The 23,223-nt window shown below is 67.5% G+C and carries 23 protein-coding genes; 12 read left to right on the forward strand and 11 right to left on the reverse strand.

From position 1 onward, the window contains the following. Window positions 1–53 precede the first annotated feature (53 nt). The gene (locus OG558_RS03610; RefSeq protein ID WP_405068932.1) at window positions 54–827 is read right to left on the reverse strand and encodes a hypothetical protein; all 774 of its coding nucleotides are present in this window, start codon (window positions 825–827) and stop codon (window positions 54–56) included. Window positions 828–1,736: 909 nt separating this feature from the next. On the opposite strand from OG558_RS03610, the gene OG558_RS03615 reads away from it, so the two are divergent. The 4 genes from OG558_RS03615 to OG558_RS03630 all read left to right on the forward strand — a co-directional run bounded on the left by OG558_RS03615 (window position 1,737) and on the right by OG558_RS03630 (window position 5,180). Continuing rightward, window positions 1,737–2,948: a sensor histidine kinase gene (locus OG558_RS03615; RefSeq protein ID WP_405068933.1), complete on the forward strand. Its 1,212-nt coding sequence runs from the start codon at window positions 1,737–1,739 to the stop codon at window positions 2,946–2,948. After that, complete coding sequence (locus tag OG558_RS03620; RefSeq protein ID WP_405068934.1) at window positions 2,945–3,613, forward strand: response regulator; 669 nt, start codon at window positions 2,945–2,947, stop codon at window positions 3,611–3,613. Before OG558_RS03615 ends, OG558_RS03620 begins: the two co-directional genes overlap by 4 nt. A 101-nt stretch (window positions 3,614–3,714) precedes the next feature. Continuing rightward, a complete protein-coding gene (locus OG558_RS03625) occupies window positions 3,715–4,425 on the forward strand; it encodes an ABC transporter ATP-binding protein (protein ID WP_405068935.1) in 711 nt (236 codons plus the stop codon). Further along, complete coding sequence (locus tag OG558_RS03630; protein ID WP_405068936.1) at window positions 4,422–5,180, forward strand: hypothetical protein; 759 nt, start codon at window positions 4,422–4,424, stop codon at window positions 5,178–5,180. The genes OG558_RS03625 and OG558_RS03630 overlap by 4 nt, the downstream gene beginning before the upstream one ends. Here OG558_RS03630 and OG558_RS03635 read toward each other — a convergent pair. Beyond that, window positions 5,155–5,766 (reverse strand): hypothetical protein, encoded by a 612-nt coding sequence (locus tag OG558_RS03635; protein ID WP_405068937.1) that lies wholly within the window; start codon window positions 5,764–5,766, stop codon window positions 5,155–5,157. The two genes, OG558_RS03630 and OG558_RS03635, sit on opposite strands and share 26 nt — an antisense overlap. A gap of 64 nt (window positions 5,767–5,830) precedes the next feature. Beyond that, window positions 5,831–6,049 (reverse strand): hypothetical protein, encoded by a 219-nt coding sequence (locus OG558_RS03640; protein WP_405068938.1) that lies wholly within the window; start codon window positions 6,047–6,049, stop codon window positions 5,831–5,833. A gap of 171 nt (window positions 6,050–6,220) precedes the next feature. Here OG558_RS03640 and OG558_RS03645 point away from each other — a divergent pair, with 171 nt between their 5' ends. The 5 genes from OG558_RS03645 to OG558_RS03665 all read left to right on the forward strand — a co-directional run bounded on the left by OG558_RS03645 (window position 6,221) and on the right by OG558_RS03665 (window position 10,471). Further along, on the forward strand, window positions 6,221–6,895 hold the full coding sequence (locus OG558_RS03645; protein WP_405068939.1) for a hypothetical protein: 675 nt from the start codon (window positions 6,221–6,223) through the stop codon (window positions 6,893–6,895). Between the two features lie 739 nt (window positions 6,896–7,634). Continuing rightward, the gene (locus tag OG558_RS03650) at window positions 7,635–8,240 is read left to right on the forward strand and encodes a hypothetical protein (protein ID WP_405068940.1); all 606 of its coding nucleotides are present in this window, start codon (window positions 7,635–7,637) and stop codon (window positions 8,238–8,240) included. Window positions 8,241–8,581: 341 nt separating this feature from the next. After that, entirely contained in the window at window positions 8,582–9,100 is a 519-nt protein-coding gene (locus OG558_RS03655; protein WP_405068941.1) for a DUF1269 domain-containing protein, read from the forward strand. Between the two features lie 52 nt (window positions 9,101–9,152). Further along, the gene (locus tag OG558_RS03660; RefSeq protein ID WP_405068942.1) at window positions 9,153–9,809 is read left to right on the forward strand and encodes a TMEM175 family protein; all 657 of its coding nucleotides are present in this window, start codon (window positions 9,153–9,155) and stop codon (window positions 9,807–9,809) included. A gap of 260 nt (window positions 9,810–10,069) precedes the next feature. Further along, window positions 10,070–10,471, forward strand: a complete 402-nt coding sequence (locus OG558_RS03665; protein ID WP_405068943.1) for a hypothetical protein — start codon at window positions 10,070–10,072, stop codon at window positions 10,469–10,471. Between the two features lie 300 nt (window positions 10,472–10,771). On the opposite strand, the gene OG558_RS03670 is transcribed toward OG558_RS03665, so the two are convergent. From OG558_RS03670 to OG558_RS03695, 6 genes are all read right to left on the reverse strand, one after another. Beyond that, complete coding sequence (locus OG558_RS03670) at window positions 10,772–12,436, reverse strand: MFS transporter (RefSeq protein WP_405068944.1); 1,665 nt, start codon at window positions 12,434–12,436, stop codon at window positions 10,772–10,774. 670 nt (window positions 12,437–13,106) lie between these two features. Continuing rightward, window positions 13,107–13,244, reverse strand: a complete 138-nt coding sequence (locus tag OG558_RS03675; protein WP_405068945.1) for a hypothetical protein — start codon at window positions 13,242–13,244, stop codon at window positions 13,107–13,109. After that, window positions 13,187–14,005 (reverse strand): TIGR03560 family F420-dependent LLM class oxidoreductase, encoded by an 819-nt coding sequence (locus OG558_RS03680; protein WP_405068946.1) that lies wholly within the window; start codon window positions 14,003–14,005, stop codon window positions 13,187–13,189. Before OG558_RS03680 ends, OG558_RS03675 begins: the two co-directional genes overlap by 58 nt. Further along, complete coding sequence (locus OG558_RS03685; RefSeq protein WP_405068947.1) at window positions 14,002–14,715, reverse strand: SDR family NAD(P)-dependent oxidoreductase; 714 nt, start codon at window positions 14,713–14,715, stop codon at window positions 14,002–14,004. The genes OG558_RS03680 and OG558_RS03685 overlap by 4 nt, the downstream gene beginning before the upstream one ends. Continuing rightward, on the reverse strand, window positions 14,628–14,909 hold the full coding sequence (locus OG558_RS03690) for an SDR family NAD(P)-dependent oxidoreductase (protein ID WP_405068948.1): 282 nt from the start codon (window positions 14,907–14,909) through the stop codon (window positions 14,628–14,630). Before OG558_RS03690 ends, OG558_RS03685 begins: the two co-directional genes overlap by 88 nt. A gap of 18 nt (window positions 14,910–14,927) precedes the next feature. Beyond that, a complete protein-coding gene (locus OG558_RS03695) occupies window positions 14,928–15,608 on the reverse strand; it encodes an NADPH-dependent F420 reductase (RefSeq protein ID WP_405068949.1) in 681 nt (226 codons plus the stop codon). A gap of 185 nt (window positions 15,609–15,793) precedes the next feature. Here OG558_RS03695 and OG558_RS03700 point away from each other — a divergent pair, with 185 nt between their 5' ends. Then, window positions 15,794–16,381 carry a TetR/AcrR family transcriptional regulator gene (locus OG558_RS03700; RefSeq protein ID WP_405068950.1) on the forward strand — a complete coding sequence of 196 codons (588 nt, stop codon included), beginning with the start codon at window positions 15,794–15,796 and terminating at the stop codon, window positions 16,379–16,381. 207 nt (window positions 16,382–16,588) lie between these two features. Here OG558_RS03700 and OG558_RS03705 read toward each other — a convergent pair whose 3' ends face one another. Further along, on the reverse strand, window positions 16,589–17,026 hold the full coding sequence (locus OG558_RS03705; protein ID WP_405068951.1) for a pyridoxamine 5'-phosphate oxidase family protein: 438 nt from the start codon (window positions 17,024–17,026) through the stop codon (window positions 16,589–16,591). A 154-nt stretch (window positions 17,027–17,180) separates the two neighbouring features. Here OG558_RS03705 and OG558_RS03710 point away from each other — a divergent pair, with 154 nt between their 5' ends. After that, entirely contained in the window at window positions 17,181–18,173 is a 993-nt protein-coding gene (locus OG558_RS03710; protein WP_405068952.1) for a potassium channel family protein, read from the forward strand. Between the two features lie 229 nt (window positions 18,174–18,402). Further along, on the forward strand, window positions 18,403–19,779 hold the full coding sequence (locus OG558_RS03715; protein ID WP_405068953.1) for an IS1380 family transposase: 1,377 nt from the start codon (window positions 18,403–18,405) through the stop codon (window positions 19,777–19,779). A 575-nt stretch (window positions 19,780–20,354) separates the two neighbouring features. On the opposite strand, the gene OG558_RS03720 is transcribed toward OG558_RS03715, so the two are convergent. Next, window positions 20,355–23,168 carry a LuxR C-terminal-related transcriptional regulator gene (locus OG558_RS03720; protein ID WP_405068954.1) on the reverse strand — a complete coding sequence of 938 codons (2,814 nt, stop codon included), beginning with the start codon at window positions 23,166–23,168 and terminating at the stop codon, window positions 20,355–20,357. Window positions 23,169–23,223: the final 55 nt, after the last annotated feature.

Consider the following 23,223-nt stretch of genomic DNA (forward strand, 5'->3'; position numbering starts at 1 on the left):
GGTGGTACTAGCAGGCGACCTTCGCGCAGGTCGCCCACGGGCGGACCGTGGCGTCAGCCCACGCGGACGGCGGTGACCGAACCGACCACGGAGAACTGCGACTTGGTGTCAGCCGTGGCCGAGCCAAAGTTCGACCGGTCCTCGTTGTACCCGAAGCCGTACGCCGTGATCTTGGTGTCAGTGTCGAGCGTGATCGTCTTGACGCTGGAACCGGTGAGTTCGGTGTAACCGGCCTTCGAGATCGCGTTGCCCATGATCGTTCCCGCGTCGTCCGGGTACCGGAGCACGAACGACGGCATGGTGTCGGTGGTCGGGGTCTGGTAGTCCGGGTCGTTCGCGTCGGTGCGGTCGAACTGGACAGCCGCGTTGATGAGCCACGTGCCCTTGCCGAGTGTGAACTCCCCAACCTTGGTGGCGTTCGTGGCGAACGGCCCGCCGATCTTGTCGATGGCGGTTTCCTGGATTGTCAGCGTCCCGCCCTGCTTGCCGAACACGTCGGACGCGGGGTCGCCATCCTTGCCTGCAGGTCCTGCGGGGCCAGCAGGGCCTGCAGGACCCTGCGCTCCGGTGCCGACCTGGTTGACCTTGGTCTTGAGCGCCGGCGTGAGATCGTTCTCGCCCAGCGCGCCGTCCTTGATGTCCGAGCCGGTCAGCGATCCGTCCACGACCTGGAGCGACGCGACCGACCGCGCGCACAGCGGGTAGGTCAGGTACTTGCACCCCGTGCCCCCCGCCGCGTTCGCCGCGACCGCTCCCCCGCCGATGATGCTGACGGCCATCACGCTGGCGGCGACGAACTTCTTCTTCTTGGTGTTGAACAGCCTCACGCTGCATCCCCTCTTGAGCCCCAGCGACCCCCCATTGGGGCTGGGCGCGGGAGGACGCTATCAGGTCTGGTCCGGAACGGGAGACTCGTTCCGTCCGGACGCAGGGAAATCTGTCATGGTGCTTACATCCCGGGACCGAACCCGAGGGCTCGCAGGTCGTCCGCATCGAGGCCGTGCAGCAGCTCGTGCAGGTCCACTTCGAGCGCCTTGCACAGGGCGACGGCGTCCGCCACGGTGACACGCCGCGTGCCGGCCTCCAGCGCGCTGACGCTCTGCCTGACCCCACCCGAGGTCGGTGGCCAGATCCTCCTGACGTTCCCGCCGCTCAACCCGGCGACTGGCGCGGGGAGTGCGGGATCCCGCGCACGATCGTGAACGGCAGGCTCTACTGCGGCTGCGGTCGCTACATCCTGACCTTCGAGAATCCGGAGAACCCGAACCTCCCCAGCCTCTCCTAGCCAGCAAGGGCTTCCAAGCACTCGCTGCCGGGGCGTATGTCGGTGGCGCGCGTCGGTTTCCTAACCGTGCGGCGCAGGTTCGAATCCTGCCGGGGCACGCGTGATGTCTTAGCGAGTGTCGAGTGCGCGACCTCGGGGCCGGTGGAGGGATCTCGGCCGGCCAGGTGATTGGGCGATCAGACGTCAGGACCCGGAAGGTGTCGGATGCGTGGTGCGATCACTGTGCATCGGCCGGCACGCATCGCGGCGACGACCGACTCGTCCTGGTCGAGCATGCTCGGCACGAGTGCGGCGATGCCTGGGTCTGCTTTGACGATCCGCCGCGTGGCTCGACTGGGAAGGCTGAGGTTGGAATACGCGGGTAGACCGTCGAGCGTATGGATACCTCGAGCGACAGGGTGGGAGAGCCGGCCCGGTCCCGCGCAGGTCGCGGGGGGTGCACGATGAAGTCATGCAGGACGTCGCCGGTGTTCCCCGCGCCGGCAGCCGGGGCCGGCCGATGCGGATCCACCCGCTCGGCGACTGGCTGCTGGTCGCGGCGGTGGCCTTGCTCCACCTGCTCAACCCGCGGATGGGTCCGGGCGGGCCGGAGCAGAGTACGTCGATCCTGCTTGGCGCGGTCTGGCTTGGTCTCGTACTCGTCCAAAGTGTGCCGTTGCTCTGGCGACGACGGCGCCCTGCGGTGGTGCTCGCGGTGGTTTCGGCCGGGTGGGTCGTTGCCCAGGTTGTGTTCGGCCCGTCGGCACCGTTCGGGCTCTGGGTCGCCCTGTACTCGGCGATCGTCCACGCGACCCGGCGTACGGCCGAGATCGGCGCGGCGGCCGCGACTGCCGTGGTCGCGGCACTCGAACTCGCGCAGGTCGGCCGAGATCGGCTGCGATTGGAGGACGCGCTGCCGATGGTTGTCGTCACCTTGGTGATCGGGATCGTCGGTTTCGTCGTGGCGAACCGCCGCACCCGGAGCGCGGCGCTGCGGGACCGCGCCGAGTTCCTCGAGCGGGAGCGCGAGGCGCTGTCTCGCCAAGCTGCCGCTGAGGAGCGGCTGCGCATCGCCCGAGAGCTCCACGACCTGGTAGCGCACAGCCTCACCACCATCGCCATTCAGTCGAGCACCGGCAGGCTGGCGCTGCCGCAGCATCCGGACGTGGCGCAGCGTGCGTTGGTGGCGATCGAGACGACCAGCCGGGACGCCAGCCGGGAGATGCGGCAATTGCTCGGTGTGCTGCGACAGGGCAGCGACACGCCGGCACAGCTGGATCCGCCACCAGGACTGGCGAACCTCGACGATCTCGTCGGCACGATGCGTCATGCCGGCGCGGATGTGCGGCTCACCGTCGAAGGCAGCCGCCGGCCGCTGTCCACAAGCCTTGACCTGGTCGCGTACCGGGTGGTGCAGGAAGCTCTCACCAACGTCGTCAAGCATGCCGGGCGCCCTGCGGCGGCCACCGTCCTCGTGCGGTACGACGGCGACCAGCTCGTCCTGGAGATCACCGACGACGGAGCCGGGAACGGGATATCTTCCGACGGCCACCCAGGTCTCGGCATCGTCGGGATGCGCGAACGGGTGGCCGCGCTGGGCGGACAGTTCACGGCCGGCCCCAGACCAGTGCGAGGGTTCCGGGTTCAGGCTCGGCTGCCGATCGGGGCGGAGGAAGTGCCGTGACGATCCGTGCCGCGCTGGCCGACGACCAGCCACTCGTCCGCGACGGCTTTCGCGCCCAGATCGCTCTGGTCGACGATATCGAGCTCGTGGGCGAGGCCAAGACCGGCGCCGAGGCGATCGAGATCGCCCGCAGCTGCCGGCCCGACGTACTGCTGATGGACGTCCGGATGCCGGTGATGGACGGTATCGAGGCCACCCGGCGGATCACCTCCGACGAGCGGTGCGGCGGTGTCCGTGTCCTGGTGCTGACGACGTTCGACCTCGACGAGTACGTGTACGCCGCGCTACGGGCCGGAGCGAGCGGGTTCCTGCTCAAGGACAGCCTGCCGGAGGACCTGTTCGCCGCGATCCGCCTGATCGCGGCCGGCGACGCGCTCCTGGCTCCCGGCGTGACCCGCCGGCTGATCGCCGAGTTCGTACGCCGCCCCGAGACGCCTCGGGCCCGTCCGGCGGAGCTGGCGCAACTGACCGACCGCGAACGCGACGTACTCGGCCTGATCGCCCAGGGCCTGTCCAACAGCGAGATCGCGGACGGGCTGGTCGTCAGCCCGGCAACGGTGAAGACCCACGTCAGCCGCATCCTCGCCAAGCTCACCGCTCGGGATCGCGCTCAGCTGGTGATGCTCGCCTACGAGAGTGGCCTGGTCGTACCGCGCGACGCCTGAGGCGTACATCTGCGGATGTAGTCGTGGACCCTCCGGCGTACGTCCAGGTTCGGATCCAGGGCCGACGACGCAGGGGGTTCACGATCCGTAACTTCGAGGCCATGACAGAGATCGCCCTCAGGGGCCTCACCAAGAAGTACGGCGACGTGATCGCCGTCGACGATCTCAGCGCCGACATCCGCAGTGGCATGGTCACCGGCTTCCTCGGACCCAACGGCGCCGGCAAGACGACCACCCTTCGCATGCTGCTCGGGCTGGCCCGTCCAACCTCCGGCACAGCCACCATCGACGGGGTCGCCTACCGTGACCTGGCCACACCGACTCGTCGCGTCGGCGCGGTCCTCGACACAGGGGTGTTCCATCCGGCGCGCACCGGCCGGAACGCCCTGCGGGTCTACGCGACCGCCGCCGGCCTGGGCACCGCCAGGCTGGACGCCGTCCTCGACACAGTCGAGCTGGGACGCGCCGCCGGGCGCCGCGTCGGCGGCTACTCACTCGGCATGCGGCAGCGGCTGGCGCTCGCGGCTGCACTGCTCGGCGAGCCCGACGTACTGGTTCTCGACGAGCCGACCAACGGGCTCGACCCGCAGGGTGTGCACTGGTTGCGCGGTTTCATCCGCACCTACGCCGCGGGCGGCGGCACGGTACTCGTCTCCAGTCACCTGCTGGCCGAGCTGACCAACACCGTCGACGACGTCCTGATCATCAACCGCGGCCGACTCGTCGAGCACGCATCACTGGCCGAACTGACCAACGCGACCACAAGCCTCGAGAGTCGTTTCCTCGAGCTCACCACTGAGGGACCATCATGACCGCACTGTTCAGAGCCGAGCTGATCAAGCATCTCGGGCTCCGCCTGACCTGGGTGATGCTGTCCATCGCGATCACCCTGTCCGCAGGCCTCACCACGGCAATCGCCATCGTGGCAGGCAGCCACGGTTCCGCCCCGCTCGGCCGTGAGGACCTTCGGGGCGTGCTCGCCGTCCCCGGCCTTCTCGTCGCGGGCATCGTCTTCGTGCTCGGCGTGCTGTCGTCGGCCGGTGAGTACCGGCACCACACCATCACCGCATCGCTGCTCGTCACCCCGCGTCGGGGCCACTTCCTCGCCGGCAAGTACGCCGCGGCCGCCGTCGTCGGGACCGCCTTCGCCGGTGTCACGCTGATCGCGTCGTACGTCGCAACGGCGATCGTGGTGCTCGCCAAGGATCTGCCCGTCGATCTGCTGACCGCCGACGCCGTCCTCACCGGGCTCGGAGTCACGATCGCAGCCGGCCTGTTCGCCTTGGCGGGAGCCGGTCTGGGCGCGCTCGTGCGCAGCGAGGCCCTCGCGATCATCGCGGCAGTCGCGTGGTGGTTCGTGATCCAGGGCCTGCTGCCTGGTGCGCTGCGCGAGCCCGGGCTGGCGAAGTACCTTCCGGCGGCTGCTGCGAGAGCGCTCGTCCAGGCAGGTGTCCCGGCCGTAGACGGAACCGTCGCCGCCGCCACGGGTGGGCTGCTCATCGCTGCTTACGTCGTCGCCATCGCAGTACCGGCGGTACTCCTCACGAAGCGACGAGATGTCGGTTGAGGCATCGCACCGAACCGCGACCCAAAGACTCCAGTGAATGGTTGTGGTCGCGATGGCTGCCCCTGCGTCCCCGGTCGCCGCCTTGGCGACCGGGGTTTCGCAAACCCGTAGAGCCAGCCCACTCTTGTCCGCCCACCGCCCAGCACCACAGGAACTCCTGCGTTTGGCCTGCACACAGGCGAAGCGGCAGAACAACCGGCGCGGCCGTGGGCGACAGATGAATCTCCAGTGCTACTCGTCGGGATCGAAGGTGGAGTCGCAGACGCCGCAGGTGATCTCGCCCCCGGCGAGGACTGCTTTTGGCGACCCGGAACGGGCACTGGCACGCGCACGCGATGGCGTTGTTGTTCTTCTTCTTGGCCTGTCCACCGGTCGTCTCGGGGTGGCGGTAAGCGATGAGCGCCTTCTTGAGGTCGGCGATAACGCTCTGGCAGGTCGTGCTGGTTTCCTTGCGCAGCGTGCAGGTTGACCACCCGATCCTGGAGTCCTTGGTGGCGTCGAGTCTGAGCTCGGCGGCGAGTTCGGCGAACTTCTGGTTGTGCCACCGGGCCTTGACGGTGCTCGCGGAGTTTGTTGCGTACGGCAATCAGCGAGGCGTAGCCGGTGGCTTGTCCCCCCTAGCGGGGGCGCGTCATACCAACCGAAGGAGATCAGGCACGGATCAGGAGGACGGCCTGGACCCCGAACCCGACGGCCACTGGAAACCGGCGCCGCACCGCCATCGAGGAGGCCACCAAGCCGCCGACCACCAAGGTGGCCAGCCGATCGCCGGCCGGCATCGACAGGAACGCCGCCTGGAGTGCAACGCCGAGCAGCAGAGCAGCGGCGAGCAGTAAGTCGACCCGGTCTGGGGCAAGGCGCCCACGCATATCGTCACGGTAAGTGCCACGCAGAGCGGCTGTCCATCAACCAGTTGGCCGATCTGACCGGCCAGCACATCGTCCGGTCAGCCGATGCCAACATCGTCGTCGCGGGCGACGACACGCGGCCGGCGGCACGCCTACCTTCGGACGGTCGACGACTCCCAAGGAGATAGTGCCATGACCGATCGAACCGCAGTTCAACAGCGCAGATCCATCACCTTCGCCAGGCTCGTCCCGCTGGCCGGGGTGGCCTATTGCGTACTCACGCTCGCCGGTGACCTCACCATCGGGGAGTTCCCCGACGCCAGCACGCCACCGGCGGAGCTGAGCCGCTACTACGTGACCCACGCAGACTCGGTCCGCCTCGGCGGGCAGCTGATGATTCTGGCGGCACTGTGCCTCGGCCTTTTCGGGTTGGCCGTCTGGGCCCGCGTGCGCGATACCGCCGGACCACCCATGGTCGCCGGGCTCATGCTCGTCGGTACCTCGGTCGCGGTCACGGCCGAACTGGGCGGAGCGGGCGCCTACGTCCTGCTCGGCAGCATGGGCGCAGACCAAACTGTGGCGCCGGCGGCGCTGCAGGCGTGGCAAGCAGGATCCCAATTCGGCGGAGGGGGCGCCACCCTCTTCATGGTCGGCCTGTTCGCCGCAGGTGTGTTCAGCCGCGCCCTCCCGGCCTGGCTGTCCTGGTCGGCTCTGATCCTGGGCATCGCAGAGCTCACGCAGTTCGGGTTCTATGCCTCAATGCTCGCGCTGCTCTGGACCGCAGTAGCCGGCATCGTCTTGGCCGTGCGCCCGCTCGACCGGGCACCGACCGGCCGAGCCGACCTTGCACAACCCCCGCGGGCATGACAACTGGCGCGGCTCAATCCACATCCACACCGGTTGGACCGCACGAGCCCGCCCTACGGCGACGGCCGGTTCGCACGACCTCGTTCTGACACTTCAGCCCTCCACCCTGCGCAAGGACATACTCCACTCGGCTGACCCGGACGAGAGCCGTAGGCATTAATCTTCTGGGTCGGGGCGACAAGCCGGGTCGAGCGTCAGGCGCAGCTGGACTGCCGGCCGCAGCCTCGGCAAGAAGCCCAGTTCAGTCGACAGCGGGAATGGGCGGGTTGCCGCGCTCATCAGTTCAGCGTGGGAACACCGTGGGAACAAAGGCGAGTCGAGCAAGGTCTACCAGAGTCAAGACCAGCCGAACTGGAGTTGGCTGGTTACGCCTGGAGGGGCGTATGTCGGTGGGGTGCGTCGGTTTCCTAAACCGTGCGTCGCAGGTTCGAATCCTGCCGGGGGCACCCCTGTTGATGTCTCAAGACATCGGCGACAGATGAGCCGTGGAACAAGTTCGCCGGTGGCGGTCTCAGCGGATCGGTACGCCGGTCTCGGGTGAGCAGGATGACTTCGGCTCGGGCGTGGGTCCGCCCTATGCCGATGTGATGGAGCGGGCGCCTGCGCGCACGCGTGACCACGCCGGTGTCATGGACGCGCCTGAGTTGGGTCACCTGAACAGATCTTCAGGGGCTGGAACGCGCTGACCTGCGGATATGCGGTTGGTTAGTGCGCCCTCAAGGCACTAATCCGTGTCGGTATGATCGGCTGGTGGCCTGGGTCGGAGGGTTCGCACGGCCTCGGGGCCACGGCGGTGCAGATCGCTGAGTCGGTCGCGGGTCGGCGTCGGATCGTTCGTCTCGTCGGCTCGGCGCGTGACGAGGCCGAACTGGGCCCGCTGATGGAAGAAGCGAACCGGCTGCTTGCTGATGATCGTCCAGGAGTCCTTGACCTCGGCATCACCCCGGCCATCCCGAGGGCTTTGCTGCTCCCGCCGTCGACACAGGCGGGGCTGTTCGCCAGCACCGCGACCCCGTCGCCATCGCCATCGCCATCGCCATCGCCATCGCCATCGCCATCGCGACAAATGGTGTCGCGCCCGCGTGTCCTCAAGAGTTCCTCAGGGCTGCTCTACGACGCTCTTGCTGGGGTGTACTCCAGCCTCGGCTTTCACCGCCCTCGGCGTCAGCCGCGCCATTGCAGAACCGGACTGGGCTCTCGCTACGACGGGTCCTGCGCAACCCTCAAGCCACTGCGCTCGGCGACCGTCGAGATCAACGGCGTCACGACCACCATCCCGCCCGCGCTCGGCTTGGCCGAAGCCGCAATCCTCAACGCGATGCAAGCCCCGACCGAGAGGCACTAAAGCATTTCGCCCAAGTCAGGTGGATGTCCGTCCAACTTTAAGCCGCTCCACCCAAGCCTCCCGGTATCCCTGAGCGGCTGCTTGAACGGGCAGTCGTCGTCTCGATAGGGGCGTCCTGATGGACTTTCGCGAAGCAACGATCGACCTCGGTGGTAAGCCCGGCTTAGCACCCGGTGCAGGTGGCGGCGGCGGTGGAGCCATCGGCTCGGGCGCCCGCGGGGGGCTGCGGATCAATGGTGCGGGTCGAAATCACCTCTGGGAGATGATGCCGGCGCGACGGGGCGAGGTGACGCTGGCTGTAGGTGGCCGGGCGGCCACGACCTGAACAGGGGGCACCCATCATGGCAGATCGCAACTACACGCTGTTCGTCGCCGCGTACGACGACGAAGCCTCCGCACAAGCGGACTTCACGACCATCAAGGAGCTGGACGACACCGTCGTCATGGCCGCGGTGGTCCTCTCACGTGACTCCTCGGGCCAGGTGGAGGTCAAGGAGCACGGCGGCGGCTACGTCGCCGCCGGTACGACCCTGGGCGCGGTCGGAGGGCTCGTGGTCGGATTGTTCGCCCCGCCCCTGTTGCTTGCCGGTGTGGTCGGCGCCGGGATCGGTGCCGGTGCAGGGGCCATCGCCAAGCGTCACGCGGAGAAGTCCATCGGTGTGGACGCGGAGGAGTGGCTGCCTGCCGGTTCCTCGGCGATCGCCGCGGTCGTCGACGACCTCTACCTCGACCGTGTCGACAAGGCCGTCGGCAAGGCGACCAAGAAGGTCAGCAAGGCCATCGACAAGGGCGACTACGACGCCGTCGTCAAGGCCGTCAACGAGGGCGACGAGAAGGTCATCGAGGCCGCGGAGTCCTGATCCGGACCACACCGGCAGGGGGAGCACCCGCAGACGCTGAGGAGACAGTGCCGTGCCAGCTGAACCAGACACCCCGCGGAGGCCCCGGGTTCTCGACAAGGGCCGGATGGAAGGATTCAGCGACGGCGTCTTCGGTTTCGCCGCCACACTGCTGGTACTGGATCTCGCCGTCCGTCCGCCGGGCACGCCCCTGGAGCAGGTGCTACGCGGCTGGCCCGGCTACCTGGCCTATCTCGTCAGCTTCCTGACCATCGGGGCCGCCTGGCTCCTGCACACCGCCATGACCGACCGGCTCAGCGGGACCGATCAGTTGTTCCTGCGGCTCAACCTGCTCCTCCTGCTCGCGGTGGTCTTCCTGCCGTTCCCGACCGGGCTCATCGCAGACGCGCTGCGCGACGACGACATGAACAGTGAACGCGTGTACGTCACCATGTACGGGCTCACCCTCCTGACCATCAGCCTGCTAGGTTCCGCCCTCGACGCCTACGCCCGGCGCGAGCACCTCTACGCGGTCAAAGCGGGCGAGGAACTGCGCAGCCCACGACGAAAGTCCCTCCGGGGCGTCATCGCGTACGCGATCGCGATCCTCATCGGCCTCGCCCTGCCGATCCTGGCGGTGGCGATCTACTTCGGTATCGCGGTGTACCTCGTGGTGCCGTTCCGGGAGGCCGCACGAGTGCTGCGCAGACGTCATAGCACTCCCCAATGAACACCGCTCACCGGACGTGACGAACGATCCGACGCCGACCACCGAACCACTGATCCGCCTGTATGACGCTCACGGCGGCTTCACCAACCTCGCAGAAGTGCAACTGCTCAAGGCGCCCTGACCATGGTGACGCTGGGTGGCCGGATCTCACCTCGGCGGACGGGCTGGTTGACATCATGCGATGGGGATGATGTGGAGCCGCCGCGCAGGCGGAACGATCCTCGTGTACAGGTGTGAACTTTCGAGGGGGTGAGTGGTGGATGAGGTCTCCTATCGTCAGCGCCGCAGTGGCTCTGGTGCTCGGCGCTTCGCTGGTGGGCTGTAGTAACAACCAAGCCGCCGTGTGCGGTTCTGTCGACAAGTTCAAGACGTCGGTCGACGACGTCAAGAAGGTCGATGTGACCTCGTCGACCGGCGTCTCCGACCTGCAGAACGGACTGGCGACCGTCGAGACGAACCTGGCACAGGTCAAGACCGACGCCAAGTCGGACTTCTCGTCCCAGCTCGGGGCGGTCGACACGTCGCTCAACACGCTCAAGACCAGCCTCACCACGGCCAAGTCCGACCCGTCGGGCGCCAGCCTGACCGCGGCAGCTGCGGCGACTCGGGCTTTCGGTGGCGCCGTCGATGCCCTCACCACCAGCATCAAGTCCACCTGCTGACCAGAACCACCTCGGCTGCCCGCCAGCTGGCCGCACAGTCCTGCGCGGCGGCCTCTTCTTCGGCCACCTCCGCCTCCGCTACCTCGATGGCGACACCGATCGCGGCCACTATGCTTCCGGTCCCGCCCTGAGTCCCGACCAAGAGGCGATCCTCAACGCACTAGATCGCCCGATCCCAAGGCACTAACCCGATTGACCCAACTCAGGCGGGGATAAGGGTGCGTCTCCACTGCACCGATCTCCAACGATCTACACCCACAGTTCTGGCCCTGGGCGCCCGTCACCGCCAACACCCTCGCTTCAGGCGTGACTTCCCGCCTCAGTCTCGTCGGCTCCTCTTCCTTCTTGGGCAACCTCATGCGGCAGATCCCTCGTGAAGGCCAAGGAGAAAAGGGCCAGGAAGGCCGCCGCAAGCAGCCCAGTCTTGAGCGCTTGTATCTGTGCGGACTCGTAGTCGCCGACGAGCGCCGCTGTGGTCGGCTCGTCCAGCCCCGCCTCCTGGGCAGCGGCTCCGATCTGGTCGGCGGACACGAAATCGATTCCGGACCCGACGGCCACACCGACCTGCTCGGAGACTGCACTGCTGATCTGCTCATCGGAGGAGACGTTGGACACGAACGCGGAGGTGAGCCCGGACAGCACGATCGCCCCCAGCAGGGCGACACCCAGTGACGAGCCGAGCTGCTGGCCGGTGAACTGCAGCCCTCCAGCCTCTCCCCGGCCCGAGGCGTCGACCGACGACTGCACAACGTTGCCGAGCTGGGAGGCCATCAGCCCCATCCCCACGCCGAGCAGCGCCATCGACCAGGCGAAGCTCGAGTTGTCCAGCTCCGGCTCGACCGCGGCCAAGAGCAGCACGGTCGCGACCATGGTGGTCGCCAGGCCGGCCCGCACGATCGACCGGATGGGGTAGCGGCCGGACAGGCGTGACCCTGCCGCGGAGGACAGGAACATGGCAATGGAGACCGGGAGCATCTTGAGGCCGGTATCCAAGGCATCGAGCCCGATCACCAGCTGCAGGTACAGCGGAATCGTGAAGAAGACGCCCATCAGGATCAGGTTCTGGCTGAACAGGCCGATAAGGCCGGCGCGCAGCGGGGCGATCTTCAGCAGCGCCAAGTGCACCAATGGGTCGCGCCCGCGGCTCTCTCGGCGACCCTGCCACGCCGTGAACGCCCACAGCAGGACCGCCCCGAAACCGATGACGAAGACCGTCAGTGAGAAGCCGAACGGCGTCACCGGGGAGTCTTCCTTGGGCCTGAGCCAGCCCCAGGTGCTCGACTGCAGCACCCCGAGAACGACCAGGCCCAAGCCTGTGGCCGACAGCACGGTGCCAACGACGTCGAGTTTCAGTGCCGGGCCGGTCCTCACCGCGTCGGCGACTTTCGGGGTCATCACCAGGATCAATGCCACCAACAGCACCTCGCCTGCGAAGATGATCCGCCACGAGTACTCTGTGGTTGCCCAGCCGCCCAGGATCGGCCCGACCGCGATCCCCGCCCCGGCGACCCCGCCGATCACGGCGTACGCCACCTTGCGCGAGGCGCCCTCGAAGTTGCCCGCGATCAGCGCCACCATCGCTGGCAGAACCAGCGCGGCGCCGAGCCCTTCCAGAACCGACCAGCCGAGGGCCAGAATCAGCACTGACGGCGCCAGCGCCGTCAATGCCGAACCGCAGGCGTAAATGACCAGCCCGATGACGAACGCCCGCCGCCGGCCGATGATGTCGCCAATCTTGCCGCCGGTGAGCATGAACATCGCCATCACAAGGCAGTAGAGCGTGATCACCGCCTGAATCGTGGTGACCGTCGTGTCGAAGTCGGCCACCAACGCGCTGATCGAGACATTCATCGCCGACTGGTCCAGTACCATCACGAACTGGGCGGTGGCCAAGGCGACCAACGGCAGCCAGTGCGTCTTCGGCGGTGGATCTGTCCGTGTGTCCTGGGATTCATCGGCAGTCACGGTTGCTCCTGTCCACGGTGCGGAAGGCTTGCCCGATTCCGCCGCTCTTGCAGGGACGCCGGCGCGACCCCAGCACCGACGCGAGGTGACCTAGCCAATCCCGCAGGGGTGGGGGCAATCTCTCGTGGCCTCATACGTAGCCTCCGCGACGCAATGGGTGAGCGCGATCGCCGCCAACTCTCACGAACGATGCTCCTCGCGACCGGCCGGGCGGACATCATCCGAAGGGGATGTTCCACCCAACGGAGCCGCGGCAATGTCCGGAATCAGTGACGGAACATCAAGAACCAATCGAGGCACGAGCGGCACGGGCGGCGAGTGGACGGGGTCAGGTCACCGATTCGTTCAGAACCGGCCAGAATGTGCGCTTGAAGGGTCGCTCCAACGCGCCCGGTCCATACCGGCCCGACAGGGTCCTGGTATCGGCCGGCCCGCATCGCAGAAGGCGGGAAGCACCCGGGTCAGGCGAGACCGACTTCGACCGGAGGACATCGTCCGACGCGCCGGCGGCCACCGGTCAACTGGGGTCAAGATCGGGCGAATTAGTCTGGGCCAGACACACTTGGTGGGCGTATGTCGGTGTGGCGCGTCGGTTCCTAAACCGTGCGTCGCAGGTTCGAATCCTGCCGGGGGGACACTGCCGGAGGCGCTGAAGGTCCTGACAGCTCAGTCACAGCACGTCCTCGAGCCGGCCGACGATGTGCTCGCCGAGACCGTTCACGAAGGCAACGGGATCGCCGGTGAACGGCATCACGTGAACCTCGTCGACGCCGACTTCGGCGTACGGGCGGAGTGCCTCGGCGAACACCGCACCGCCGGCGGCTGTGACCTCCAGCGGACCGGTCCACAGGATCGACTTGCGGATATGGCCGAAATCGGTGCCAAGCCGCGCACAGTGCGTTTGCAGGACCTCGAGCTTCGCGCCGACCTCGGCCGGCCCGGCGCCCGGGCGGCCGGCGAACAGGTTGCAGGCGTCGGCGTACTGCGCGACCAGCCGCAGGGTCTTCTTCTCCCCACCCCCCCGATCATGATCGGGGGACGGGGTACGCGCAGCGGCTGGGGCGAGTTGATGGTCTCGGCGAGCCGGTAGTGCAGGCCGTGATAGGGGCCGTTGTCCTCGCTCCACATCTGGTGCACGATCTGCAGCGTCTCCTCGAGCCGTTCGAACCGTTCCCTGAGCGGCGGGAACGGCACGCCGAGAGCGGCGTGCTCACGCTCGTACCACGCTGCGCCGATCCCGAGCAGGGCGCGGCCGCCTGACAGCACGTCCAGGGTCGAGACGATCTTGGCGAGCAGACCCGGATACCGGTAGGTGACGCCGGTTACAAGTAGTTGTAGCTCGACGGTGCTGGTGTGGGCGGCCAGGAAGCCGAGGGTCGTGTAGCCCTCCATCATCGGCCGCCCGGCGCCGCCGGCCATGTCCAGCTGCAGGTAGTGGTCCATCACCGACAGGTTGTAGACGCCCGCGTCCTCGGCGGCCCGTCCGACCCGTGCCAGCGTCGGGCCGATCGCCGCGGCCCCGCCGTCGACGTCGACGTCGAAGCTGACCACATGTACGCCGAGCTTCATCCGCGCTCGCCTCTTCCGTCCTGTTGTTGTGACCTGGTGCCGCCGGGGCCGACGAGGTCAGCGCTGACGTGCCACAGCTGGGCCGCGGCCTGCGCGTCGGACGACGCCTTGCTGGATCGCTTGGGTCTGCGGTTGGCGAAGTACCGGCCGGTGACGCCCTCCGCCTCCGGCGATGACGCCAGGTAGACGGAGGTGGCCGCGCCCTGCTCCGGGGTCTTCATGAACAAGCGCGCCAGCGGCAACAGCACTCTGTACAACGGCGACGGATCTTCGGCACCGAACGACGTCCGCACCACGCCGGGGTGCAGCACGGTCGCGGTAACCCCGGTGCCCTCCAGCCGGCGGGCCAGCTCGTAGGTGAACATGACGTTGGCCAGCTTCGAGGCGTTGTACGCACGCTGCCCCGAGTACCGGCGCTCGCTCTGCAGGTCGTCGAAGTCGATCCGGCCCATCGACTGGGCGCCGGACGAGACCGTGACCACCCGCGCGGGTGCGCTGGCCTGGAGCCGTTGCAACAGCAGGTTGGTCAGCAGGAACGGCGCCAGATGGTTCAGGGCGAAGGTGTGCTCCAGCCCGTCGGGCGTGACGTGCCGGTTGGCCCAGATCTTGCCGACGTTGTTGATCAGCACGTCCAGTCTCGGGTACGACGCGAGGACCTCGGCCGCCAGCCGGCGTACCTCGGCCTGGGCCGACAGGTCCGCGACGAACACATCACGGCGGGGTTGCCGGTCTGATCGGTGATCTGTGCCGCGGCCGCCTCGGCCCGACCGCGGTCCCGGCCGGTGATCCCGACTCGGGCGCCCAGAGCGGCGAGGCCGGCGGCTGTGGCCTCGCCGATACCGCCGGTGCCGCCTGTCACCAGTACCGTCTTGCCGGCCATCGGCCGGGATGCCTGGTCAGCCATCGCCGTCTCCCGAGCTGTTCAGCGGACGATCTTGAAGTTGAACATCGGCGTACCCAGCGCGCCCCACAGGCGCAGCCAGATCGGCAGGATCATCTCGGTGCCGCGGGCCGTGGTGATGTCGCCCAGGTCGATCACGTCGGTGTGACCGAAGGACTCCAGCAGCACGGTGACGGTCTTCTTGGCGTCTGGGTCGTTGCCGGAGACGAAGGTCGAGAAGTCGGCATCGGCGAGCTGCCGCGGATCGACCATCAGGTAGGCGTTCATGGTGTTGAGCGCCTTGACCACCCTGGCGTCAGGGAAGGTGCGCTGGATCTGCTCACCGAGGGAGTCGGTGTCCTTCACGAACAGGGTCGGCGGCATGCCGGCCGAGTGGTCGAGCGGGTTCGCGATGTCGAGGACGATCTTTCCGGCCAGGCCGGCGGCGTCGGCGGCCTCCAGTACGGCGATCGACGCGGATCCCGTGGTGGCGTTCACGACGAGCTCGGCTGGTGCCGCGGCGTCGGCGAAGGTGGCCAGCGTGACCGCGGTGTGCTCGGCCGCCCACTCCGGGAACGGCGAGTTGCCCATCGCGTCTGTATCGGTGCGCGCCATCGTGGCGGCCACGTCACGGGTGCCGAGGGTGACCTCGTGCCCCAGCTCGGTCAGCCGTGCCGCGAAGGCACGGCCGACCATCCCGGTGCCCAGAACTGCGATTCTCATGATTGGTACTCCCTGCGTATCGATCGTTGCAGCGAAAGCTAACAGACAGAGCTGTCTACCTGCAAGTCGCGACTAGATCTCCCTATTTGAGGGCCATTGAGATCGGTCGATCTATGGATGGGGAGTCATGAGGAGACGGATCTGTCTATACTATGGGCTCAGGATCACGTCGAAAGGTGCACCACATGAGCGGGGCAATGAATGCGAAGCCGGCGCGCGAGCGCATCCTGGACACCGCGTTCCGGCTGTTCTACGCGCACGGCCCGCGCGGCGTCGGGGTAGACACAGTGATCGCCGAGTCCGGCGCGGCCAAGGCCACCCTGTACAAGCACTTCCCGCGCAAGGACGACCTCGTGCTGGCCTACCTCGACAAGATCGACCAGGCCTGGTTCGGCCAGCTTCGCGCCGCGGCCCGGACCGCTGGCGAGGCCCCGCGCGACCAGCTGGTCGGGATGTTCGACGGCCTGAGCTCGGCCTGCCGGCGCGAGGGCTACCACGGTTGCGCGTTCATCAACGCCGCGGCAGAGTCCGAGGCCGGCACCGACGTGCACGCGCGCACCGTCGAGCACAAGAACGTCGTCCGCGCCTGGGTCACTGACCTGGCCCGCCGAGCCGGTGCAGCCGACCCCGACCTCCTCGCCCGGCAGCTGACCCTGCTGATCGACGGCGGGCTCTCGGGCGGCGTCCTCGACGCCGACCCCGCCACCCCGGACGCCGCGAAGGCCGCCGCCCGGGTTCTCGTCGACACCGCCTGCCCACCCGACACACCGTAGGACCGACACCCTGCGGCGCTTGGCGAACAGCCTGCCCCACAGTTCGGCGGGAACGGCTCTGCAATGACAACCGCACCACCGACAGCAGGGAGTGGGCGGCCGCAACACCAGCCGTTGGTAGGGAAACGCGTTCGCGCCCCGGCGCCGGCAGCTGCTCGCGGACGCGGGCTCACGGAACATCGGTTCTTGCCGCCGAGTGATTGTGGGCTATTGCTGGAGGACGCGGCGGCCGGTCAGACGGATCGGTGTGATCCGCACGAACTGGGTGCGCAGGCCGACCGCCCATGGCTTGGGCCCCTGTTCTCCCCATAGCTCCACGAGGGTGTCCTGGTCGTCGACGAGCTCTGCGTCGCCGATGGCCACGACGCTCCACCCGCGCTGCAGGAACTCGTCGATGTCGTCGATCTCGAAGGCGACCCGGCTGTGGCGCATCGCGTTGGCCAGTGCGCCGTCGGCTGCCGTCCGAAAGAAGATGCTGCGCCGGTGGACGACGTAGTTGACGGGCAGCACCTGAACACCTTCCGGGCCGTTGAAGCCCACCCGTCCCACGGACTTGGCGGCTAGGAGCTCTCGGCACTCCTCGGGCGGCAGGTGCTGGAAGAGCGCCGGCTCGAACCATCGGTTGCTGCTGTCGTCCCTGCTCATCTCTCAGATATACCGCGATCCTCCTGTCGGCGGACCGGCCGTAGGTCCCCGAAACGGTGGAAACGCAGTCCCCTTTGGTGGCGGCCGGTGTCGGTCCCTGCTTGCAGCCGAAGAGATCGAGGCTGGACTCCGGCACGAAGGGATAATCCGACTCGTGGGGACATTTCGACGGATCCGCCTCGCGCTGCTCGCCCTTGGGGTCGTGGTCGGCGCTGGCACACTCGGGTACGTCATCCTCGGGTTCGGCGTCCTCGATGCGTTGTACCAGACAGTCACCACAGTAACGACCGTTGGTTTCCGCGAGGTACATGCGTTCAACGCGGCCGGCAAGCTGTTCACGATTGTGCTCATCCTGGCGGGAGTCGGAACCGCGCTGTACACGTTGGGCGTCCTGCTCGAGGCCCTCATCGAAGGACACCTGCACGAGCACCTGGAAAGGCGTCGAATGGACCGTGACATCAGCCGAATGACCGACCACTTCATAATCTGCGGGTGGGGCCGCGTCGGACGCGCGAGCGCACACTACCTCGCCGCGACTGGACAGCAAATCGTCGTCATCGATCGCAACCCTGAGCGACTGGAACGGCTTGAGTACGCGACTGTGCTCGGCGACGTCACAGATGACGACGTTCTCGCGGCCGCCGGTATCGCCCGCGCCCGCGCGCTCATCGCAGCAGTCGACACCGACGCCGACAACGTTTACGTCACGCTGTCCAGCCGCGCCATGCGGCCTGAGTTGGTCATCATCGCTCGTGCCCGCACCGAGGCCTCCAAGGCTAAGCTCGTCCGCGCGGGCGCCAATCGGGCCGTCAACCCGCAACTGATCGGCGGTCGGCGAATGGCGGCCTTTGCACAGCAGCCGCACGTCGCAGAATTCCTCGACGTGGTCATGCACGATGAGGCCCTCGATTTCCGGATCGAGGAGGTTGAGATTCCCTCCGCGTCGCGGCTAGCCGGCCGCTCTTTACGCGACGCAGCCCTGTTGGAGACCACTGGAGCCCTACTGCTCGCCGTCCGGCCCAGCAGCACCGGCATGTTCCTGCCCAACCCGACTCCCGATACTCGGCTCGAGCCCCAGACCATCCTGATCGTGTTCGGTACCCCCACCCAGATCGACGCGCTGCGCCTCCACTGCGGTGCAGCGTGAATCCGTCGCGCAAGGCCAACAGTCACCCGCCCTGTCCACACGAGGCTTAGCTTCGGGCAGGTCCAGGACGCGACCCGGGAATGAAAGGCACGGGGCATGGGACTGGTTAGCCTCCGCGTTTCACGGAAAGTGGTGCGACACGTGAACTGAAAGGCGAAAGTGCCTTGTCTGTAAGGGAAAATTGGGCTTGTCGAGAGTCCAATAGGCCCGTGCAGGAAGGCACTTTCAGGTGAAGAGTAGCAAGACAACGGCCCGGTTCAAGGTGTCGGCGGATGGTAAGGGGATCGTGTCGCATGCCGGGACGGCGCTGCTGCGGGAGCTGGCCGCTCAGACCGGGCTGGTCAAGGGCTGGACCGCGGCGCTGCTGGACACCTACCGGTTGCCGCCGCTGCATGCGCCGGGCCAGGTGCTGGTGGACTTGGCGGTCACGATCGCCGATGGCGGTGACGCGTTGCGGCATCTGCGGACGCTGCGGGACCAGCCGCGCTTGTTCGGGCTGGTCGCTTCCGACCCGACCGCGTGGCGAGTGGTCGACAAGGTTGATGCTGCCCGGCTGGAGGGGTTGCGGGCCGCGCGAGCGACAGCCCGGGAGCGGGCCTGGGCGGCCGGTGCCGGCCCGGACCTGTCCGAACAGCTGTGGCTGCACTTCGATGCGACCCTGCTGACCGCGCACTCCGACAAGGAGAACGCTGCACCGACGTGGAAGAAGGGGTTCGGGTTCCACCCGTTGCTGTGTTACCTGGACCGCCCGGACATCTCGGGTGGTGAGGCGCTGGCCGGGCTGCTGCGCCCAGGCAATGCCGGAAGTAATACCGCTGCCGATCATGTCGCAGTGCTGGACCTGGCGATCGCTGCGCTGCCCGCGAACTCCCGGCCTCGACCCGGTGAGATCGATGGGCCCAAGGTGATGGCCAGTGCCGATGCCGCCGGCGCCACCCACCTGTTCGCCGCCGCGCTGCGTCAACACGGGATCGGATTTTCGCTGGGCTTCGCGGTCGACGAGAACCTGCAAGAAGCGATCCTGGCCGCCCCGAAACACGCCTGGACTGAGGCCTACAACGCCGACGGCGAACCCCGCCGGGGCGCCTGGGTCGCCGAACTCACCGGCCTGCTCAACCTCACCAACTGGCCAGAAGGGTGCCGGGTCATCGTCCGCAAGGAACGCCCTCATCCCGGAGCACAGTTGACGTTCACAGACATCGACGGGCACCGGTTCACCGCGTTCCTCACCGACACCCAAGGCGGCCAACTCGCCGACCTCGAGCAGCAGCACCGCACCCACGCCCGCGTCGAAGACCGGATCCGCACCGGCAAGGACACCGGCCTGCGCAACCTGCCCTTCTACGCCTACGCCGCGAACGCCTGCTGGCTCGAACTCGCCCTCACCGCCGCCGACCTACTCTGCTGGTCACAAGCCCTGTGCTTCACCGGCACCCTCGCCCGCACCGAACCAGCCACCTACCGCTACCAGGCACTGCACGTCGCCGGAATCCTCGCCCGCACCGCCCGCGGCCGCCATCTGCGACTCGACACCGACTGGCCCTGGGCCACCGCACTCACCACCGCGTTCCAACGCCTCCGCACCGCCCCCTGGCCAGCCACCTAACCGCAACAACCACCCCTGCGACCAAGGACCTCGGAACCCGCCCACCCGACGCGACAGCCGGGCCCAACGCAACCCACCAACCCGACCAACAACCCAAAACACCGACCCTCACCGACACGCCGGAGCCCCATGAAAGATCGAGGCTAGATACAAGTACTCTGCGCCAGTACGTCACAGAACAGCGGGCCCAGGCGGGTCGCGGCCGACCTCGAAATCCAGTAGGACGCCCACGCCTCCGCCCCGCTGCGGCTGTGCGTCGCGTCGCCGCGCTCATCAGGTCAGCGGGGGAACACCGTGGGAACAAAGAGGCGTCGATCAGGGTCGACTGGAGTCGAGGCCAGCCGAACTGGTGTGGGCTAGATACACCTGGAGGGGCGTAAATCGGTGGGGTGCGTCGGTTTCCTAAACCCGTGCGTCGCAGGTTCGAATCCTGCCGGGGGCAACACTGCCGGGGCGCTGTGTGATGTCTCAAGGCATCGGCATGGCTCCGAACCCTCATTGGGTTCGGGGCTTGTTGCTCTTGGGGCCTGGTGGGAGGCCGCCGAGGGTGCGCTGAGGGTTGTGGCGAAGGGAGCTCAAATCAGTCCGAGCTCACGCGCCCGGCGGACCGCCTCGCGGCGACTGTGGACTGCGAGCTTGCGGTACACGCCCCGGGCATGTGCCTTCACGGTGTTGACGGATACGAAGAGTTCTGTGGCGATCTCGTCGTTGGTTTCGAGCGTCGCCAGATGGCTGAGGACAACGTATTCGCGATCTGTGAGGGGCTCGTCAAGAGGCGTGGGTTCGACAGCGATGCGGTCGGCCGAGCCGATGTCCTCGAGAAGGGCGTCAACGAATCGCCGGGCAGCCGGATCCGCACCGTCCCAGAGTCGTAGCCGATGCCTCAGCAGTGCCTCGGGGCGCCCGTTGCCGAGGGCGACGAATGGCCGGCGAATGTCCTCTGATTCGGCAATGGACAGCGCCTGGTCCACAGCAGCAAGGGCTCGATGGTCCTCCCGCTGACTGTCGGCCACCAGCGCGGTCACGAGCCAAGCCCGGGCCTTTATCACCGCACTCGGGCATTGCTCGCGCAGCGGCGACAAGATGTCCTCCGCCACTGTCAGATTGCCGAGAACCTGCTCGGCCCGCGCCAGGCACAGTCTGACCTCGTCGAGACCCGCGGTGCCACCAGGTGCGCTGGTCATCGCATCGTCGCCTGCAGTTGGCGCGGCGAGCAGTGAACGTAACCGATTCACGGCGGCGTCGTGACGTCCACGAGCCAGATCGATCTCGGCTTGGACGACTGTGACCCATCGACGGAGGAGCGGCGCCATCGCACGATCTTCCAGCTCAGAGCCCAGGACGACCATCAGGTCCTCGGCCCGATTGACTTCCCCCGCCGCGAGCCACAGCCGCGCCTGGGTCGCGCGCAGCGCCGGATAGGGGGTGCGGTCCGGGTCGTTGCGCTCGGCGGCCAGGGCGGCGTCGATGAACATCTGGGCGATCTCGCGGTGGTTTCGCTCCAACTCGATCCGGGCCAGGACCAGGTAGACCACAATGGCCTGGGCATGCTCGGTCCAACCCCGCTGCTCGATGATCTCCAGCGCCCGGGCCGCCAGGTCATGCGCGGCCTGCAGGTGGCCCCGCTCCCACTCGATCAGTGCCAAGTAGCCAAGGCTGTTCACCACCGTGAGGTCGATTCTTGTGGTGGTGGCGACGCCCATCGACTCGCGCAGCGGCTGCTCGGCCTCGTCGGTATGGGCTGACCAGACGAGCCCCACCCCTAGATTGCTCAACGCCGGAGCCTCGTACGTGGACGCGGCCGGCAGTCGCGCCACCTCGGGGTCGGACAGCCGCCGCAGCAGCTGCCTGGCAGCCACGATCAAGTCGGGCACGCTGCCCTGCACACGGCTCAGCACGAGGTCGGCTACGCCGAGGAACAGCTCGAGCGATCTCCGGGACGCCTCGTCGCGTTCGCTCAACAAGCCTCGTGCGTGCGCGATATGGTTGCTGAATCCCGCATAGTCACGGGCGATGAAGCAGGCGATCGCCGCGCTTGCCCTCAACTCTGCGCTGGAGTGCAACTCTGCGGCGGGAATCTCCGCCAGGAGTGCTCCGAACGCCTGCCGCTCCGCCGACAGGGCACGCATCGCGGCGCCATCGACCATCAGTTCGCCGACGAGTTGCCAGTCCTGCGCCCGAACCGCGTGGCGGACCGCTTCGATCGCCTCTCCGTGGCCGGCGAACCACCGCGCCGCCCGCCGGTGCAGTTCAGGCACGAGGTCCGGGTCGTCCAAGAGCAGCCGGTGACGGAGCAAGTCGACCAGGAGCGGGTGGTATCGGAACCAGCGGCGGTCTGTTCCGAGGGCCACCACGAAGGCGTTGGACCGCACCAAGCTCTCCAACTCCCTCTGACTCCCACTGCGATCGGTCAGCAGATCGGCCAAGTCGGCGCACATGCGGTCCGCGGCGCTCGTCCGCAGCAAGAAGCGGCGGCGCTCCGCGGGCAAGGCCGCGAGGACTTCGTCGAACAGATACTCGGCGACGCCCGCGTCGTTCCCGGTGAACTCCTCGATGCGGTCGACCTCTGCTCTGGTGGCCGCGAACATCGCCGCCAGCCGGAGCCCGGCGGCCCATCCATCGGTTCGATCCAGGATTCGACTGCTCAGCGCAGCCGGCAGGTCAACCCCTGATCGCACCAAGAGCTCGTGGGACTCCGCCTCGGTGAAGGCCAGGTCCTCCGCGCGTACCTCCGCGAGCGCGCCGTCGACGCGGAGCCGGTGGAGGTGCAGATTCGGGTCAGATCGGGTCACGATCACCAGGTGGAGTGGCAGGGGGTGGCGAAGCATCTCGGTGATCCCGTTCAGGATTTCCGGATTGTGGATCTCGCCGAAGTCGTCGAGAACGAGGGTCAGCGGACGTCGCAGCTGTGACAACTCGAAGATGATCCTTCGTACGACCTCTTGGCCAACCGGCGGTCTGATCATCAGCGATCCGAGCGCTCCGCCCGGGGCCACGCCGCTGCGGTGAGCCGCGGCCGCCAGGTAGGACCAGAAGAGGACAGGGTCGTTGTCGAATGAGTCCAACGACAACCAGGCCACGGGCAGCGCCGCAGATCGCTGCGTGGCCCAGCCGGCGACGAGGATGGTCTTGCCCCAGCCAGCTCCCGCACTCACCAACGTCATCCGTCCGGAGGCCCCCGCCTCCAGCCGGTCCACGAGCCGCGAACGGACCACCAGCCCAGACGGGAGCTGGGGTGCAGTCAGCTTGCTGGTCAGCAAACTCGCCGCGGGCAGCGGCGTACCTTCGCCTTGAGCTGACCCGACGCCGGACGACTCTCGTACTGTGCCCTCGGCGCTCGCAGGAGTGGGCATCTCCCCCGTCAGTTCTCCGACCTCCGAAGTATCCACTTCAGCCCCCACCTCTGGGCCATCCCCCAGCGGCTCCATTCGGTCTCAGCCTAAG

Source organism: Kribbella sp. NBC_01510, from assembly GCF_045040325.1.
Taxonomy (GTDB): Bacteria; Actinomycetota; Actinomycetes; order Propionibacteriales; family Kribbellaceae; genus Kribbella.